The following is a 16,817-nucleotide window of genomic DNA, read 5'->3' as shown; positions in this document are numbered from 1 at the left end:
GGTTATCCCTGATATGCGGCGCTCGCCGCACCGTCGCGAAGGTCACCCACGAAACCGAGCACCGTCTGTACCGTGGGGCTTGCACCAGCGGGGATCCGCAATGTGTGATAGCCGGCCCGGGCGGTCATCGCGTCACGCTCCCGATCCTTGCCGGGATCGTGCGAACGATCGTCGATCTCGATCAAGGCGACCACCCTTCCCGTCGTGGGATCCTCGACCACAAAGTCGATGATCTTTCGCTGGAAGCGATTCCAGTCCGCTGGGGTCGGCCGCCGGCCCGGCACCGATGGAACCTTGAGGAGGGCTCCCATCGAGACCTGGGCATGGAGGCGGTACATGGGCAGGATGTGCTCGAGCGCGGCCAGCATGGCTTGCTCGCGCTGCGTCATGAATGGCCGCGCCACTGGGTCGAGCGGTTTCTGTGGAGTGAAGCCTCGGGACATTTTCGACCAGCCAAGCGCGACGATGACGCCCACCAGCAGAAGCGAGGCGAGAAATTCAAATGTGCTCATTGTAGCCCTCCGTTCAGCCCCAGCCGTCCCGGCGACCTTCGCCATTGTCGCGCAGCTTACGGCCATCGAGGGCCGACCGGCGGATGTTGAGTTCGACCTCCTCACCCTTGCGGGTCAGCTGGACATCACGCGGATCGATGTTGTTGCGCTTCGCATAGTCTTCGGCTGCCCGTTCGCTCCCGAACTTGCCAGCCTCATCGAATTCCCAACCCATCGTTCGTCTCCTTCTCTTCGCCGCAGGCACCACGCCGGCGACTTCTCCATTCACAAGTCGAGCCCGAGGCTGCGCTCGGGCAGCGGTGGCAGCGGATCGCCGCGATCGGGTTTCAGATCGGGCGGCGCTTGTGGGGCCTTCGCGGCCGGCGCAGATGCCGCGCCATCGGGCAGAGGCGGCAGATCGCTTGGAACGGGAGCAAGATCGGACAGGTTGACGCCGTCGATCGGACCGGGATCGAACTTCTCGCGGGGTTGCGCGCCCGGCCCCTTCCTGCCGTCGATATCGAGGCGGCCGAGCGTCTCGAGCGAGGAGGTCTTGTTGCCGGGATTCATGTCGAGCTGCCGCGCGAGCTTCTCCTTGTCGTCCACGACCATTGTCAGCTCGTCGCGCACGCGCGTGACCCCGACGTTGAAGAGGCGCTGGTTCGAGAGGTTGCGCTCATGCGACGACATGACGGTGATCGCCTTGTCGGTGGTGATCCCCTGGGCCATGTGCATATTAAGGCTATAAGCAAGGTCGAGCCGAGATAGCATCGGGTCACCGAGGCTGAGCGTGAGGAGCACCTTGTCCGCAGTCTCAACCTTCACGCCATCGGCATCGACGCCCACAACGCGCGCAAGCGCGGCATTGTGCAGGCCGCGCTGCTTGTCGTTGGCCGTCCAGCGGATGCGGTCCCCTTCGCGCAGCTGAAGGTCCTTCTTTTCAGAAAGCTGCAGGCGATCGCGCTGCTCGGTCGGCGACAGCTTCTGGGGATCGAAGCGTATCCTGCGCCGACCGTCCGACAGTTCGACCTTCCCGTTGGCGTGGACCTTGAGGACGTCGTAGCGTCCCGCCTTGATCCCGACGTCCTGCGCGCCGCCGCGGCCGACCTCGAGCGTCTGGCCCTGACGGTAGGTCGAGGCATAGCGCAGCTCCTCGCGCGTGGTGTTGACCCGCTCAAAGACAGTGAGATGGATCGCCTGGCCCTTGACGCTCCCTTCCGCGATCAGGCCATCTTGGATGCGCTGGTTGATGACGGCGCGCGCGTCGCGGCCCGAAGCGAAGACAGCGGTCGCCTCCCGTTCGCCAGGGGAGAGCTCGAGCCACATGTCGGCCGCAGCGGCGGCCGGCTCCCCCGCCTCGACGACACGGTCCCCCAGCACTTTCAGCGCCGCGCCGGCCTTGCCGATATTGGCGAGCGCCGCGACGGTGCGCAGTTGGTCGGTGCGTTGGCGGATATTCTGATCCATCCGCGCCATCGTGCCGCCGCCCGCCTGGATCATGGCGAAGGCCTTGCCCGCGTCGATCGAAGAGAGCTGCTGCCGGTCACCGACCAGAACGAGCTTGTCGACGCCCAAGGCTGCTGTGATCTGGTGGAGCTTGAGCATTTCGTTCGACGACACCATCGAGGTTTCGTCGACGAGAAGCATGGTACCGGCGAGCTTCTCGCGCGCAGCCTCATATCCCAGCGTGTCACGCTCGGTCACGAACCGCTCGTTGGCGAGCACGAAGGAAGCGATCGTCTGGGCCTTGATGCCCGCCCCTTCGGCGAGGTCCGCGACCATCTTGTTCTGGAAGGCAAGTCCGGTGATCCGGGCGCCCTCCTCCTCGGCGACCCGCGCGACCGCCTGGAGCATGGTGGACTTGCCCGTGCCGGCGGCGCCCTGCACCGAGACGGTACGATCGGCGGATGACAGGATCATCGTCGCGGCGGCGAGCTGCCCAGGATTGAGCGGCCGTTCGGCGGCATCCTGCAATCGCTGCGGCGCATCGGCGGCCGCCACAATTGGCTCGGACTTCCCTTTCCCCTCCTCGACGGCGGCAAGAATCTTCTCTTCGGTCCGCAGCGCCTCCTGCGTGGTCACCATGCGGCCAGTCCGGTCCGCGGCTGTCGCGACGCCCGGGATGAGCTGACGGTTCTGCACGAGCCGGTCGATCCGCCTCTCGATCAGGTCGACGGTGACGCCCTTGAGACCGAGATCGAGCGCGGTCTTGCCGAGCAGATTGACGGGCCATGCGGCCTCACGTTCGGAGAGGATCCGGACGGCGGACGCGACCGCGAGCTGCGCGCGCGCTTCCGCTGGCGACTTGACCGCGCGGGCGAGCGCATTGTCCACTAAAGGGTCCTGGGGGCGGAGCAGCGCACCCAGCGTCTGGCGGGCACCAGTTACGGCATCGACAATGGCGCGGTAGCCGCGCTCGAGAGCATTTTCCGAAGACGCCATCCCGGCGCGCGCCTCGGCTGCTGCCCGCAGGTCCTTGCCGTCGAAGCCGTGGGCAGCGGCCTGGTCGATCCAGCCCTGCTTCAGCGCGGCGCGGTCCTCGACGTCGAGCTTGGGATCGCGCGAGCGTTTGGTGATTTCGCGCAGGCCCTCCGGCGACTTGATGCCGAGCCGCGTTGCGTGATCGAGGATCTCCTCGCGGCGCTGGCTGAATTCGCCGATGACCGCCTTGGGAACGCCGGCAATCTCAAAGGTGCCATGCTTGCCCTTGAGGTCCACCTGATAGCCGATCCGCTCGAGCCCGGCGCGCAGGAAAGCATGGTAGATCGAGCCGATGATGCTGTTGTGGCTCCAGAGTTTGTCGGCGTGGAGTGCCTGCCATTTGCCATCGGGCATGCGGGTGAGGTTGGCGATGACGGCGTGGATGTGGGCCTGCGGATCGAGCGCCCGGCTCGTGTCGTGCTGGAAGAGCGCGTAGACGAGATTGCCCGTCTGGACCGGGACCTTGCGCCCCTCGATGTCGCGACGCCCTTCCGCGAGGTTCTTCTCGACCCAGGCCATGGTCGCCTTGACCGCGGCCATATTGGCGTCAAGCACGCGCTTGTCGCCGGCGACATAGGCCATGACCGAAGCCGACTTCGGCATGGAGAAGGTGAGGTCGTAGCCGGCGCGCCGGTTCTCGACCTGGGCGACCGCTTCGCCGCTTGGGAGGATACCGTTCAGCACGCCCTCGAAGGCGTCCTTCGAGACTTCTCCGGACAGGCCGATCGCCTCGGCGCCCTCCCCTCCCCAGGCGCTGATCTCGGACGAGCCCTCGACCGTGTAATAGTCGTCCTTCGCGAAATAGTTCGCGGCACCGGAAGCGGAGCGGACGCCGGCGACCGAGAGCATCAGATGCCCATGTCCATGCCGTCATCCTCGCGGCCGGTGGAGAAGTCGTGGCGCAGCTCGATCAGGGTCTGGTCCTCGACCTGTGGGCTCGTCTCCCCGTGCCGGTGGCCATCACGACGATCGTCCCGGTCGCGCGCGGAAACCGGCTGTTCCTCGCCGCTGGCGCGCGCCGCCTGCGCCCTGTCCGCGCTATGCGTGCCAGGCGTCGCCTGTTCGTCCCGGTCGTCCGCCCGCTGCGCCGCGCGGCGGGCGGCATCGTCCTCCTCCTCGACCTCGGCCGACAGGATCCGTGCGGCGAGATCGCGGGCGAGATTGGTGATCTCGGCCACTTCCTCCACGACCTGCAACGAGCCGTCGCGCCCGCCCGCCTCCCCTGCCCCGTCTTCCTCGAACACCTCCTCTCCGCGCCTTGAGCGTACCGGCCCGACATCGGGCCGTTGGACGAAGCCCTGGGCGACCTGGGGATAGTCCTTCCACTCGAGCAGGATGCGCGCGGCGGGGAAGCCGTCGGGGAATTTCACGAAGCCGTGCATCGAGGGCAGGTTGGTGATGTCATCGGCGATGACGAGTGGTTCGACCTGCTTGCGCGGGGTCAGGGTCGAAGCGTCGCGGGTGTTATTGTAGCCGTAGCTATAGGCCTCATCCATCTGGCGAACCTCGCGGTTGCCGATGTAGCGCGCGCACTGCTCGGCCGTGTCGAGATCGGCCGTCGCGAGGATGAGCTTGGAGCGGGCGAGCGAGGCGAGATTGCGTGCCCCTTGCTCGCCATAGACTTCGACCAGCTTCTCGAAGCTGTGGATGCCCAGGATCATCGCGCCGCCAAACGCGCGCGCCGTCTGGAGACCATTCTCGATCGCCGGAAGGCGATGCAGTGCGCCAAGCTCGTCGAACATGAACCAGGTGCGCAAGCTGCGGGTGCGCGGCAGCGTCATCAGCCGGTTGATCGCGAGATCCATCCACAGCGTGAGCAGCGCCCGGTTCATCGGCAGATCGACATAGTTCGACGTCACGAACAGGATCGATCCGGGCTTCTTGTCCCGCGTGATCCAGTCGCGGATCGAGAAGGATTCGCCCTCGTCGGGAAGGAAGCGAAGGACCTGCGCATTGGTGTTGAAGACGGCGCGGATCGATTCCGCCATGCGGGCCGCTTCGGGGGCAGTGAGCGGGTCGGCGATGGTGTTGGCGAGGAAGCGGTGGACGCGCTTCAGGTCGGCCGTCATCAGGTTCTCGGACAGCGCCAGATTGCTGGTCTGCCCCCGCTCCATCAGGCGAATGCACATCTCGATGAAGAGGGTGCGCGCTGCGAGCGCCCAGAAGGGTTCGGACGAACCGCCATCCGAAGGGATTAGCGCCGCCGCGGCGGCCGTGAATTCGCTGTGGGTGCGGCAATCGTTGAAGATCGACCAGGCCGGGCAGCGCGCGTCCATGGGATTGAGGATCGTGTCGCGTGTGGGATCGTAGAAGGCTTCGACATAGGCGCCGGTGAGATCGAAGATGACGGCCGTGTCCTGGCGCTCGCGCATCTGGGTGACGAGGCTTCTGAGCTCGGTCGTCTTGCCTGATCCGGTGGTGCCGATGAGCATCGCATGGGATTGTTCGGTGCGGTGCGGAAAGGGGATGCCCGCGAGCGTGTAGGGATGATGGATGCCGGCTTCCTTGCGCGCTCGGAACGGGAGCGCGAGAACCTGCCGCGAGGACAGGCCGGGGAAGAGGTCGGCCGCCTCCTCTTCGAACTTCACCCGGTTATGCTCGTTGATCTCCACCAGAAGCACGCTGCGATCAACCAGCATGGCGCCGCGTTCATGCCGTTCCTGAAGGATCGAACGGCCGCGCCGATGCGAGATGTCGACGAACCAGATGGCGGCCGGAATGGTGATGAAGACCGAGATCAGGAAAGCGCCGATGAGGCCCCGCATCGCGACGGCCCAGGCTGTGATGACCTCGGGAATATAGGGCACCGCTTTCATCACGGTGCGCATGAGGTCGCCGTTCGGCAGCGTGACGTTGACGCGCTTGTTCGGATTGAGGTCGATCCAGTTCCAGAGGGTCGCATAGACCTTCATGCAGACGAGCTGGAAACCATGCTCGTCGAGCTTGAGCGACATGATGATGAACCAGGCGGCGAGAAAGGCGAAGAACCAGAGGATGAAGGGCAGCTTGGCGCCCGAGAACCACATCAGCATCTCATGGGTGAGTAGCTGGCTGCCGCGGGTGAAATTGCCGGCATTGCGCTGCACGCGGCCGCGCGCCGAATGATGGGTGAGCGGGACGGGACGCCCGTCCGTGCGGATGTCCTCACGCGCCATGATATTGCTCCAGACGTTTGTCGGTTTCCGCGATGATGCGGTCGCGATATTCGGGGAATTGTTCGCGGATGATGATGTCGAGCGCGAGATGCTGGAACTCGCTGATGCGGGCGATCCGACGGTGGCTTGAGGTCAAGAGCTGGCCGGATCCCAGGAAGGCATCGACGGCCGCGCGCAGCAGGTCGGACGGCGTGCATCCGCGCTCCGCGGCGAGCGCTACGAGGCGATCATATTTGCTCCGGTCGAGCCGGACCGAGCAATGCTTGTAGGGAATGGTCAAACCGAGCCTCCTAGCAGGGAGGCTGGTGGGGTCTCAGAAACCGATCCGACTTATAGCGCAATCGTGTCGGTGGAGCAAGAAAATCGCATGCGCGGCGCGGAGCGTGTTCTCGTGTAACACGCTGAAATGGCCGATTTTCGTGTGTTTTGTGGGCAGCGAAATCCTGTCCCACAGCCGCACACGCACCAAGACCGCCATAAGTCGCTGGAATTGTTCCAGAACCCAATGCACCGAGGTGCGTTCGGTGTGCTTCTCTGCACCAGGGCTGATCCACTCCCCGGGGCGTCTTGTGACGCGATCAAATGGCATGGGGAAGCGCCTCCGGCGGGACGCCAGGCCGTCCGGTGGACGGAAGGAAAGCCATGGTTGCGGCAGTTGACCAACCGCTTGGCGGGCGCGCATTCCGTGCTTCCGGCATGGCCGGTGAGCGCTTATAGTGGGCCTGTTCATAGCCCGATCAGCGTGAACCGAGAGGCCCTTCATGGCACGCACATTGGAACAGGAAAGAGCAGCGATAGAAGAGGAAGGCCGCAAGCTCGAGGAGCGACGGCAACGGCTGGAAGAGAAGGAACGCGAGGCCGCGATCCAGGCTCTTGAGAAGACCGGCCTGCTGAAGCTCGACGGCAAGCGATTGGGTGGGCTCGTTGCCCGTATCCGGTCGCTCGGCATCGACGAAGTGGAAAAGCGCCTCACGGCCTGAACAGCCCCCGCCGCGACCCTTGTCGCGGCACGGGCATGGGGGGTTCGATGCCCCCCATGCCCGTAACATCGCCACACAAAAAAAGGGAGAGGCGCGTGCGCGCCCCTCCCCGTCTTGCCTCAATATTCGTCGAGCAGTCCGCCCGGCACGCTGTGGACGATCCGGTCGATGATCGTCATCGGCAGCGCGCCGTAATCGCCCTCGTCGATGGTGATGTAGCCCGCCTCGTCGTCCGCCACGACGTGCTGGTCGAAGTAGCTGTGAAGCGCGCGGCGTTCGGCGTTCGCGATGGCTGCGAAGAAGGCGGCGTTGTCGGCGGCGGCGCTGGTCGAGATCATCTGCATGGATTCGCTCCTGTCTGTCTTGAATGACAGGAGCGGCGCGTCAGGCGGCCGAGGCCGGGTCAAGGACCCGCGAAGCGGGCCGCGAAGCGGCGGTGGGGGTCACGATTTTCTTCGGCGGCCACCACGCCGAAGGACGAGCGCCTCCCCTCGATCCGCCGAAGAAAATCGTGGGGCCCCGCCGTCCTTGAGGCGGCCTCGGACGTCTGACAGAATGGGAAGACTGTGAGAGATGTTCCCTCTCGTCGGGAGACCTCGGCCGAGGCGTAGCGACGTGCGGACCGAAGGGTCCGCATGGCACGCGAGCGAGCCGGGGCATCGAGCCATCTCGTCGAAAGAACGGGACCGAGCGCGTGGCCCGGTCCCGGCTGCCGTCAGGGGTGACGGCCGCAATGGCAATAGTGTTCGTCGATGCCGGTCAGGGAGCATAGGCCGGGTCCGAAGTCGGCATATCGCTCGTCCTCGCCCGCGATGTAGCCGTGGTCATTGGCGATCTTGACGGCGTAGCGGCGCAGGTCCGGATCAAGCTTGTTGATGGCGCGTGCACAGGCCGTGGAGAACTGGCGGGCGTAGAGTTCGTACGTCGCGCCGGCGGTGGCCCGCATCTCCGCTTCGGCGAGCCGTTCCGCGTCGGCACGCAACTGTTCGAGGGTCAGAAACTGCGGCGTCTCCTTGATGCACGAACCCCCGGATAGAGCGATAGGCTGGTTCTGGATCACCACGCGATAGGCCGGGCTATCGTCCGAGAGTGCTCGAAGGATCGCGTAGCCGTTCGATCGGGCGACCTGGCGTGCGATGCGGCAAGTTAGGCGGTAGAGCCGGTCATGCTCGGCCCTGAAGAAATCCCGTTCGGTGGAGGTTTGGGCAACGCTGACTAAGCGCCCGCAGGTCTGGGTAAGTGCGAGATATCTTTCGAGCAGGCGAATGAGCCGGAAGCCAGTCGCTTGCGCTGGCCAGTAGCCCGGCTCGTGCGGTTGGACAATATGGGCGGTATCCGGCCGGACGTCGTCGATGTCGTCATCCGGATTGTCCGGCACATGGTCGTCGGGGATCCGATAGACGGTTCCGCAGTGCGAGCAGCGCGCGCGTTCGTCGACATGATCATATTGCTCGGCGTCGAAGAGGGTCGTGCAGTTTGGACAGAATGGGGTGCTGAACAGCGTGCGCAGGGAGTGGTGAAGATTGTCCATCGAAGCCTCCGTTGATGATGGTGCGCTCCCCATCTCGCATCGATGAGGATGGGCTCATCTGGACGCGGTGTTGAGGCGGTCAGGGACGGCATGGCCGCCGCGTGAGCGGGCAGCGGGGGGAGCCGATTTTGTCGCCGGGAAGCGCAGCGCGCCGGCCGGCAAAATTGGGGGGACCGCTGATCCTTGACGGCCGATCGACACCCAGCGTCATGCTTTGGCGATGAAGCCTCGTCTGATGCCGAGATGTGAGAGAGCTTGGGTCCCGTCTCCCATCTTAGGCACGTGTCCGTGCCTGCCGGCAAGGCACTGTGGCTCGCTGTTCAGACGACCCACCTTGGTGTCTTCCCATGTCTGTGATAGGTGGCTGTTTGCGCCGCGAAGGCCGTGGCGCCGGGACTGGTAATCCCGTCGAGAAAGGCAGCTCGGTGTGATCTCACGCCGGGGTGCCTGCGCATATGTCCAGGTGCCTTGGTGCTAAAAGCGTAGGCGCATGTCTCGACGTGTTACCAGCCCCGGCTCCCGCGCCTCGTGCGCGGGAGTTTTGAGCAAGGGTTCGACCTTTGCGCATTGCGGGGAGCCTGGGGATGACCAATTCGGGACGAGAGATTGTTCCCCGCCGCGCGAAAGCCGCACCGCGCACGCCGGAATCAATCGACATATATGATCCGCAGGGAATCGATTCAAACGTCCGCCGGGCCCTCGCAGTCGTGCTGATGCGTGAGGCGATGGCGGCGCTCGAGCAAGCTGGCGAGCAGATGGCGACCTGTCATTTACAGGCGGCGATCGACAGCCTCATGCGTCGAAGGACCGACAGGATCCCGCCGGAGAAGAATTGCCGGGACTAACGCATGTCAGGCCCATGCGAAGCGGGCAGCCTCGCGCTCCTGCGCGCTCGCGACGAGACGCTCTAGTCGGGGCAGGTAATGACCGACACCGCGCAGCGCCGCGCGGCTCGGCGTGGCCGGATCGGACAGCCGGGCGCGTAGGAGATCGATGGGGATGTCACCGACGCTGTCAGGCTCGATCGCGAGCGCTTCGAGCAGCGCGTAGGCATTGCCGTAGGCGAGATCGAGTTCGACGCCCTGATCGGACGTGAGGGCGACGCGCAGGATGATCTCGGCGCTGCTCGGGCAGTGATGGATCGCGATGCGCTTGCCTCTGAACTGGGCCTCCTCGACGACTGCGATGACAGTGGCCTCGTGGTCGAAAATGCCCGTGATCGCGGCGAGCGCGAGTGGACAGACGCGCGCCTCGAAGCTGTCGCCAAGATATTCGTCGGGTTCGAGCAGCGCGATGCCGATACGATCTCCTTCGGAACGGAGGAACCGGCGGAAAGCCGCAAGCTTGCGGGCTGTGATGATGGCGCTGGGCGAGGCTGTATCGTCGGCCGGCTCGGTGATGCGGAACAGGATGGACACGGGCTTGGTCTCCTCGGCTGAAAGCGCCTCGCCTCTCCCCTCTTTCCTTGGCCCTTTCGGGTATTGTCCGTGCGGCGCGCGCCAGCGCCCGGCGGTGCGCGGGGGTTCGATGCCCCCGCGCACCGCATCCTCGCAGCGAAAAAGCAGGAGAGGCCCCGGCGATTGCCGGAGCCTCTCCCGGACGCGTCACCGACGACGGCGACCACCGCCGTTCACCATGGCGGCGTAATAGTCGTCCTGGGTCCAGGGATCGAATTCGTCCCGCGACTTTGCGGTTCTGCCGGTGGGCTGGGCGGGCTGCGGCTTGGCTGACGGTTCGAGCTTCACGATGTGGAGGGGAACGCCTGCCTGCCGCAGCTTCTGGGCGAGGTTCATCTGGATGCCGGAGCCTTCGCAGACGACAGCTTCGACCGGCTTGAGGGCGAGCAGCCGATCGTTGCGGACGAAGGCGGCCTTGGCCCCCAGCCGGCGGTCGAGGCGGAACATGATGACCTTCACGCCGCGTGCTGCTGCCCATGCCTGCGCGATGGCATCGCAGCCCTTGGTCTGTGCTGTCGTGGCGAGGATCATCTCCGGGATGCGGGCCAGGATCGAGTCCAGACCCTTCCAGAGCATGTCATGATCCTCCCAGACCTGACCGCCCGAGAAGGCAACGACCGGACCTTCCGGAGCGAACTGCTCACGGCGTTCCCGCATCCGGGCGGCGAGATAGTCTCGGGCGTCGATCATCGAGGCGGTGACGCCCTTCGAGACCCGGCTGCCGCGCGTCGGCGAATAGGGCCGTCCGGTCTCGACCCGGTAGACGTCGGCGGCGTGGTCGCGCATGCATTCCATGGCATCCCGGCACCCCTGCAGCGTCTGGCAGAGCAGCTGCGCCTCCTCGATCTGCGATGCGTAGATTTCGCTGGGATCGAAGCTGCGCGCGAGTTCGCCAAGCTCCTTGGCCGCATCGTCCTCGCGGTCGCTGATGCGCTTCGCCACCACATGGAAGCTGTTGACGAAGCCCCAGGCGAGATCGCTCGCGAAGGGTTCGAGGCGGGTGTCGCGGAACACATCGAAGAGCGTCGCCATCACCATTTCGACGGCGGCTCGGCTCTGTTCCGGATCGGGCATTTCCAGTTGCTCGCTCTCGTCGACAGGCGAAAGCTTGGCGCGCTCGTCATGCTCGATGAAGGCGGCTTCGTAGAGCGGGCTACGCTGGTCGGTTCCCGTCTCGCTGGCGATGAAGCTGGCGAAATCGGCGAAGTTCGAGAAGGACTTGGACATGTTGGCCTCCGTGGCTTTTGGATGTCTCATCCACGCGATGAGGCCTTGTTCAGGACATGCGGCGGTCAGGGAGGTCGGGGACGTTAACCGGGAAGCCGGCCGCGGCCGGACCCCGGTTGACGCCGCACCAGCGGGGAGCGGGGGAACCGATTTTTTTCGGGTGGGCGCGGCAGCGGCCGCACGAAAAAATTGGGGGGACCGCTCATCCTCGACGGACTGCCAACCCCGCATGCCAAACTAGGCAGACACAAGAGAGGAATAGGGATTTCAAACCTCACCGGGGGAATCCCGCAAGCGGGTTCGTCACCCGAATGGGCGGAGACGGGCCGAAGGCCTGGCTCCGTGAGCTTGGCCGGGGCACGTGCGGTACGCGCGGGCGGCGGCTTAGCGAATAGAGCCCCGGTCCCGCCCGGCGCGAAGCGTTGGGCGGGATGCGCCGAAACCCTCTTCTCTTCTTCTTGTCCGGGCAAAACCTCGCCGGCCCGCCCGGCACTGGATGGTCACCGCAAACCTCCCCGGTGCCTGACGTCCTGGGGCGTCACGGTATCGATCACCTGGATTGAGGAGCTGGCTGCGAGGCAGTTCGATCGCCGGCTGACACGCTCGCGCCCGCATGTCCGAACGGGGCTGAGCGATAGGGCCCGGGCGCAGTGAACGCGGCTCGCGGCAGGGCGATGAACCTCACGCGGCACAAGGCGCGGCACAACCTGCGGCACGCATGAGAGCCGGGTCACGACAGGAGCCGCCGGCGTCCGGATTTCACCGGGAGGTGGGCACGGCAAGTGGAAAACGCCACCAGCGGTGGTGGCGCCCGGCTGTGCGCTCGCGCGGGCAGATGATAGTCAGGCTCGAGCGAAAGGCAGGGCGAAGCCAACGACACTCGCCGGCTTCGCCGCACGGATCAGATAGGCCTGATCCAGTCGGCCGCCGGCTGCCAGCCGATGATGTCGCTGCCGCTATCGCTGACCGCATCGGCCGAGATGTCGCGCCAGGGCGACCGCGGCCGATAGGTCGGCATATGCCGGGCGGTGAGCAGTTCGAAGGTCGAACAGGTGTAGCCGCTCAACCTGATCGCGAGCACGGGCTGGTTCTCCGGCGGTAGGCCCGTGAAGACTGAGATGAAGCCCGCGGGAACCGGATGCAGTGTCGCATCGATCATCGTGCGCGCGAGCCGGGTCTCGAGTTCACCGGCTTCGCTGCCCCAGGGATGGGCATCGATGTCGATCTGGTCGGCGGCGCCGGCCGCGGGGAGGTAGGAGAATTCGCCGGACCAGCACCGGCTCTGGGGATGGAGCGCAGCGACGTCGGCCGCGAGACCGGCATCGCCGGTCTCGGAGCGGAGCCAGTCGGCCATGCCCGGCGTGAGCTTGCCCGAAAGCTTGCGCGCGGCGGTCGGCGCCGCGTCGAGTTCGGGAAATTCGACCAGCCACCAGGCGAGCCGATGGTGAAGGACGATGCCGTAGCAATGGGCGGCGGCGGTGTTCGAAGGGGCAGGTTTGATCATGACGGTACTCCGTTCGAAAGGCGTGTGACGGGTCAGTGGACCGACCCGTCGTGCGCGAAGATGGAATGGGGAATGGTCAGCTGATGCTCGCTGGCGATCAGCGACCAGGCTGCGGCGAGATCTTCGTAATATTCGCAATCGACGATCGCATCGGCGCTCGCCTCGCCGAACTGCACTTCCTCGAAGTCGCGGACATGCGCGGCGTCGGTCGCCTCGGTGATCGCCTGGCCGAGGTGCGCGGCGATCTCGTGGCGGTTAAGGCTGTCTGCCGCGCGGCGGATGCGCTCGACCATGTTGGGGTTGGTGATCTCGACGCCCTGGGCGATTCCGGCGATGTCGTCGAAGCTGGTGAGAGTGAACATCTTGCTCTCCATCTGAAGGAAGGTGGAGGGCGGCCGCGAGCGACCGCCCGGGAGACGGTCAGAGGAACTCGATTTCCTCGGCGACGATGTCGGTGTTGTAGTAGGTGCGCCCGTCGCGCTCGTTGCGGCTGTAGCGGATCTCGCCGACCACCAGGAGCTTGTCGCCCTTCTTCTTGTTGTTGGCGACCGACTTGCCGAGGCCGTTGAAGGCCTTGACCTGATGGAACTCGTCGTAGGTTTCGGTGTAGCCGTTGTCGTCCTTCTGGACCTGGCCGTCCTTGATCACCGGCTTCGAGGTGACGAGGCTGAAGCTGACGCCGCCCTTGCTGTCCGTGCCGAAGCGGGTGATGTCCGAGGTGATGCGGCCCGAGAGAAAAACCTTGTTCATGGCCTGATGCCTTTCGCGTTTCACGCCAGCGGGCCGATCCCGCTGGGATGAACAATCGCGAAGGCCCGTGATCGAGGGGGCACCGCACCTGCGCTTCAGCGCGGGGAAACCCCCATTTTTCGAGTGGTGCGGGCAGAGGCCGTCAGGCCTCAACACGGTCGGAAAATGGCGGGTTGCGGGGATCCCGCACGGGCGTAGCGTTCATCCAGACAAGCGGATGGCCCCGCGGTGATATCGGCAAGGCGCGCGGCATGGACGGTCTTCACACGGACCCGCCACGGCGAGACACGCCGGCAGCACGACTGCAGCGCGCGTCAGACATTCATCGGTGCCCAAATGGTCGGGGACGGCCTGCGTCGCAGCTTGACATCGGCGCGCCTTCCACGGCGGCGTTACGCCGTCAGGTCATGCCGGGCGGCGCTCGGCTAGCGCCAGACACGAGAAGGGCGCGGCGCCAAGTGGTCGGGCATGATCACCGGCCGCGTGGACGGCGATGGGCGCAGGTTCTGACGCCGTCCACGCAACTCGGTCAGGCTCCATGACCATCGGGCCGCGGGGCACCGGCCTGCTTCGTCCTTGGAGCGGTCGGCGAAGCCTCGCCAGCCATGTCAGTGCTTGCGGACGAATTCCGCGCGCAGGACCAAGCCCTTGATGCCTTCGTAGCGGCAGTCGATTTCCTGAGCGTCGCCGGTCAGCCTTATCGCCTTGATCACGGTACCCTTGCGCAGGGTCTGCCCCGCCCCCTTCACTTTGAGGTCCTTGATCGTGATGATGCTGTCGCCATCGGCGAGGACGTTGCCAACGGCATCGCGGACCTCGATCGTCTCGGCGGTCCGGGCATTCACGGCTGCCTCGGCAGCGGTGATCCAGTCGCCAGAGGCTTCGTCATAGACATAGTCGTCGTTTGCGTCGGTCACGATCGATGGCGCCCTTCACGCCAGACGGGCTTCGAGCGCGCCGAGTTCGGCGGTCAAGGCGGCGGGCAGGCGGTCGCCGAAGCGCGCATAGTCACGGCGGATGCGCTCGGCCTCGGCGCGCCATTCATCGTCATCGACGGCGAGCAAGGCGGTGACCGCGTCATCCGACAGATCGAGCCCCTGCAGATCGAGGTCGTGCCTATTGGGAAGGCGGCCGATGGCCTTGTCTTCCGCCTCGACGCACCCGTCGAGCCGGTCCGCGATCCATTTGAGGACGCGGGCGTTGTCGCCGAAGCCGGGCCAGAGAAAGCGGCCATGGGCATCCTTGCGGAACCAGTTGACGTAGAAGATGCGTGGCAGCTTGGCTGGATCCGCTGCTTCTGCTCCCAGCTTGAGCCAATGCGCGAAGTAGTCGCCCATATTGTAGCCGCAGAAGGGCAGCATCGCGAAGGGGTCGCGGCGGACATCCCCGATCTTGGTCTCGGCCGCAGCCGTACCTTCGGAGGCGACATTCGAGGCCAGGAACACACCGTGCTGCCAGTCGAAGGCCTCGGTGACGAGCGGAGCGGTCGTCGCGCGCCGGCCGCCGAACAGGATCGCCGAGATCGGGACGCCCTTGGGATCCTCCCATTCGGGTGCGATGGCCGGGCACTGGCCGGCGGGACAGGCGAAGCGCGCGTTGGGATGGGCGGCCGGCGTCCCGAGATCGGGAGACCAGGCCTGGCCGCGCCAGTCCGTAAGCCCGTCGGGCGGCTCCTTCGTCAGGCCCTCCCACCAGACATCACCGTCGGCGGTGAGCGCGGTGTTGGTGAAGATCGTGTTGGCGTTGAGGCTGGCCAGGGCATTGGCGTTGGTCGTTGCGCTCGTCCCGGGTGCGACGCCGAAGAATCCGGCCTCGGGATTGATGGCATAGAGCCGGCCATCGTCGCCAAAGCGCATCCAGGCGATGTCGTCGCCGATCGTTTCGGCCTTCCAGCCTGGAATGGTTGGCTGCAGCATGGCGAGGTTGGTCTTGCCGCAGGCCGAGGGAAAAGCGGCGGCGACATAATGCACGCCGCCTTCGGGCGAGGTCAGCTTGAGGATCAGCATATGCTCAGCAAGCCAGCCGTCGTCGCGGGCCATGACCGAGGCGATGCGCAGCGCATAGCATTTCTTGCCTAGCAGGGCGTTGCCGCCATAGCCCGATCCATAGGACCAGATCTCGCGCGTTTCAGGGAAATGGACGATATATTTGGTCTCGTTGCAGGGCCAGGCGACGTCGGCCTGGCCGGGCGCCAGCGGAGCGCCGACCGAGTGGACCGCGGGAACGAATTCGCCGTCATCGCCCAGGGCTGCCAGCGCCGGTGCGCCCATCCTCGTCATCACGCGCATCGAGAGCACCACATAGGTACTGTCGGTGATCTCCACGCCGAGCGCGCTGATGGGCGAGCCGATCGGCCCCATGGAGAAGGGCACGACATACATGGTGCGTCCGCGCATGCAGCCGTCGAATAGGCCGTGGAGCGTATCGCGCATCTCATGCGGTGCGCGCCAATTGTTGGTAGGGCCGGCGTCGGCCTCGTCCTCGGCGCAGATGAAGGTGCGGCTTTCGACGCGCGCGACGTCGCGTGGATCGGATGCGGCCCAGAAGGAGTTGGGACGCTTCGCGGGATCGAGGCGGCGCAGGGTTCCGGCGGCGACGAGCTGCGCGGTAAGCGCGTCCCACTCGGCCTCGGAGCCATCGCACCAGTGGACCCGGTCCGGTTTGGTAAGGGCGGCGATCTCGTCCACCCAGGCGGCGAGGCGACGATGGCGAGTCGGGGCGGCCAGCGTTTCAGCGATAAGGGCGTCCGACATCGAAACTCTCCGAATACCTGGGCGTCGCGTCGAGCGCGCGCGGTTAAAAAGGTGGTTTGGGTGCCTGAGCGTTAGCAGTTTGATGGCGCTGAAAGCAAGTTTAGGATAGCATGATAGATACTCTACAACGCTTTTAAGCGATCCTTGACGTCATTTCTGATGTATTTTACATCATGCCGATGCTCACTCCGGCCCAGCTTCGCGCGGCGCGCGCGCTTCTCGGAATCGACCAGCGCACGCTCGCCGAGCGCGCCGGCGTATCGCTTCCCACGATCCAGCGGATGGAAGCGGCGAGCGATGGCTATGTCCGGGGCGTCGTCGACACCTTGACCAAGGTGGTCGACGCGCTCGAACGCGAGGGCATCGAACTCATCCGGGAAAACAGCGTTAGCACGAGTGGCGGGCGTGGCGTCCGGCTGCGCGATCCCACCAGCCCGACCCTGCGCGAGCCCGTGCGGCGCACGCCGGACAATGCGTCGGCGTCATAG

17 protein-coding genes are annotated in these 16,817 nt (G+C 65.5%); 3 read left to right on the top strand and 14 right to left on the bottom strand.

Features of this window, described 5'->3' with window-relative positions; all coding sequences use genetic code 11:
* Window positions 1–2: 2 nt before the first annotated feature.
* Genes EWH12_RS14525 through EWH12_RS14505 form a run of 5 tightly spaced genes read right to left on the bottom strand, consistent with a single transcriptional unit; the run spans window position 3 to window position 6,407 of the window.
* Window positions 3–512 (bottom strand): DUF2726 domain-containing protein, encoded by a 510-nt coding sequence (locus tag EWH12_RS14525; RefSeq protein ID WP_011950427.1) that lies wholly within the window; start codon window positions 510–512, stop codon window positions 3–5.
* 13 nt (window positions 513–525) lie between these two features.
* A complete protein-coding gene (locus EWH12_RS14520; protein ID WP_011950428.1) occupies window positions 526–726 on the bottom strand; it encodes a hypothetical protein in 201 nt (66 codons plus the stop codon).
* Window positions 727–776: 50 nt separating this feature from the next.
* Window positions 777–3,821, bottom strand: coding sequence for a MobF family relaxase (gene mobF, locus EWH12_RS14515; RefSeq protein WP_011950429.1), 3,045 nt, complete (start codon window positions 3,819–3,821; stop codon window positions 777–779).
* Complete coding sequence (locus tag EWH12_RS14510; RefSeq protein WP_011950430.1) at window positions 3,821–6,127, bottom strand: type IV secretion system DNA-binding domain-containing protein; 2,307 nt, start codon at window positions 6,125–6,127, stop codon at window positions 3,821–3,823. The genes mobF and EWH12_RS14510 overlap by 1 nt, the downstream gene beginning before the upstream one ends.
* The gene (locus EWH12_RS14505) at window positions 6,117–6,407 is read right to left on the bottom strand and encodes a hypothetical protein (protein ID WP_011950431.1); all 291 of its coding nucleotides are present in this window, start codon (window positions 6,405–6,407) and stop codon (window positions 6,117–6,119) included. The genes EWH12_RS14510 and EWH12_RS14505 overlap by 11 nt, the downstream gene beginning before the upstream one ends.
* A gap of 481 nt (window positions 6,408–6,888) precedes the next feature.
* Between EWH12_RS14505 and EWH12_RS14500 the strand changes: the two genes are divergently transcribed.
* Entirely contained in the window at window positions 6,889–7,107 is a 219-nt protein-coding gene (locus EWH12_RS14500; protein WP_026002696.1) for a hypothetical protein, read from the top strand.
* Window positions 7,108–7,226: 119 nt separating this feature from the next.
* Here the strand turns inward: EWH12_RS14500 and EWH12_RS14495 are convergent, their stop codons facing one another.
* A complete protein-coding gene (locus EWH12_RS14495) occupies window positions 7,227–7,451 on the bottom strand; it encodes a hypothetical protein (protein ID WP_011950432.1) in 225 nt (74 codons plus the stop codon).
* A gap of 371 nt (window positions 7,452–7,822) precedes the next feature.
* Complete coding sequence (locus EWH12_RS14490) at window positions 7,823–8,638, bottom strand: hypothetical protein (protein WP_011950433.1); 816 nt, start codon at window positions 8,636–8,638, stop codon at window positions 7,823–7,825.
* A gap of 584 nt (window positions 8,639–9,222) precedes the next feature.
* Between EWH12_RS14490 and EWH12_RS14485 the strand changes: the two genes are divergently transcribed.
* Window positions 9,223–9,483: a hypothetical protein gene (locus tag EWH12_RS14485; protein ID WP_017184751.1), complete on the top strand. Its 261-nt coding sequence runs from the start codon at window positions 9,223–9,225 to the stop codon at window positions 9,481–9,483.
* Between the two features lie 6 nt (window positions 9,484–9,489).
* Here the strand turns inward: EWH12_RS14485 and EWH12_RS14480 are convergent, their stop codons facing one another.
* The 7 genes from EWH12_RS14480 to EWH12_RS14450 all read right to left on the bottom strand — a co-directional run bounded on the left by EWH12_RS14480 (window position 9,490) and on the right by EWH12_RS14450 (window position 16,329).
* Window positions 9,490–10,056 (bottom strand): hypothetical protein, encoded by a 567-nt coding sequence (locus EWH12_RS14480; RefSeq protein WP_017184750.1) that lies wholly within the window; start codon window positions 10,054–10,056, stop codon window positions 9,490–9,492.
* Window positions 10,057–10,242: 186 nt separating this feature from the next.
* Entirely contained in the window at window positions 10,243–11,322 is a 1,080-nt protein-coding gene (locus tag EWH12_RS14475) for a DUF2493 domain-containing protein (RefSeq protein WP_011950436.1), read from the bottom strand.
* Window positions 11,323–12,223: 901 nt separating this feature from the next.
* Window positions 12,224–12,826: a hypothetical protein gene (locus EWH12_RS14470; protein ID WP_011950437.1), complete on the bottom strand. Its 603-nt coding sequence runs from the start codon at window positions 12,824–12,826 to the stop codon at window positions 12,224–12,226.
* Between the two features lie 32 nt (window positions 12,827–12,858).
* Window positions 12,859–13,188 carry a hypothetical protein gene (locus EWH12_RS14465; protein WP_011950438.1) on the bottom strand — a complete coding sequence of 110 codons (330 nt, stop codon included), beginning with the start codon at window positions 13,186–13,188 and terminating at the stop codon, window positions 12,859–12,861.
* A 58-nt stretch (window positions 13,189–13,246) separates the two neighbouring features.
* On the bottom strand, window positions 13,247–13,576 hold the full coding sequence (locus EWH12_RS14460; protein WP_011950439.1) for a single-stranded DNA-binding protein: 330 nt from the start codon (window positions 13,574–13,576) through the stop codon (window positions 13,247–13,249).
* Window positions 13,577–14,184: 608 nt separating this feature from the next.
* A complete protein-coding gene (locus EWH12_RS14455) occupies window positions 14,185–14,493 on the bottom strand; it encodes an alkylphosphonate utilization protein (protein WP_011950440.1) in 309 nt (102 codons plus the stop codon).
* Window positions 14,494–14,508: 15 nt separating this feature from the next.
* Window positions 14,509–16,329 (bottom strand): phosphoenolpyruvate carboxykinase (GTP), encoded by a 1,821-nt coding sequence (locus EWH12_RS14450; protein WP_011950441.1) that lies wholly within the window; start codon window positions 16,327–16,329, stop codon window positions 14,509–14,511.
* 173 nt (window positions 16,330–16,502) lie between these two features.
* Here EWH12_RS14450 and EWH12_RS14445 point away from each other — a divergent pair, with 173 nt between their 5' ends.
* Window positions 16,503–16,817, top strand: a complete 315-nt coding sequence (locus tag EWH12_RS14445; RefSeq protein WP_011950442.1) for a helix-turn-helix domain-containing protein — start codon at window positions 16,503–16,505, stop codon at window positions 16,815–16,817.

It is taken from the genome of Sphingobium cupriresistens (assembly GCF_004152865.1).
Taxonomy (GTDB): Bacteria; Pseudomonadota; Alphaproteobacteria; order Sphingomonadales; family Sphingomonadaceae; genus Sphingobium; species Sphingobium cupriresistens.
The sequence above is the reverse complement of the archived record's forward strand: the minus strand, read 5'-3'. Positions and strand labels throughout refer to the sequence as shown.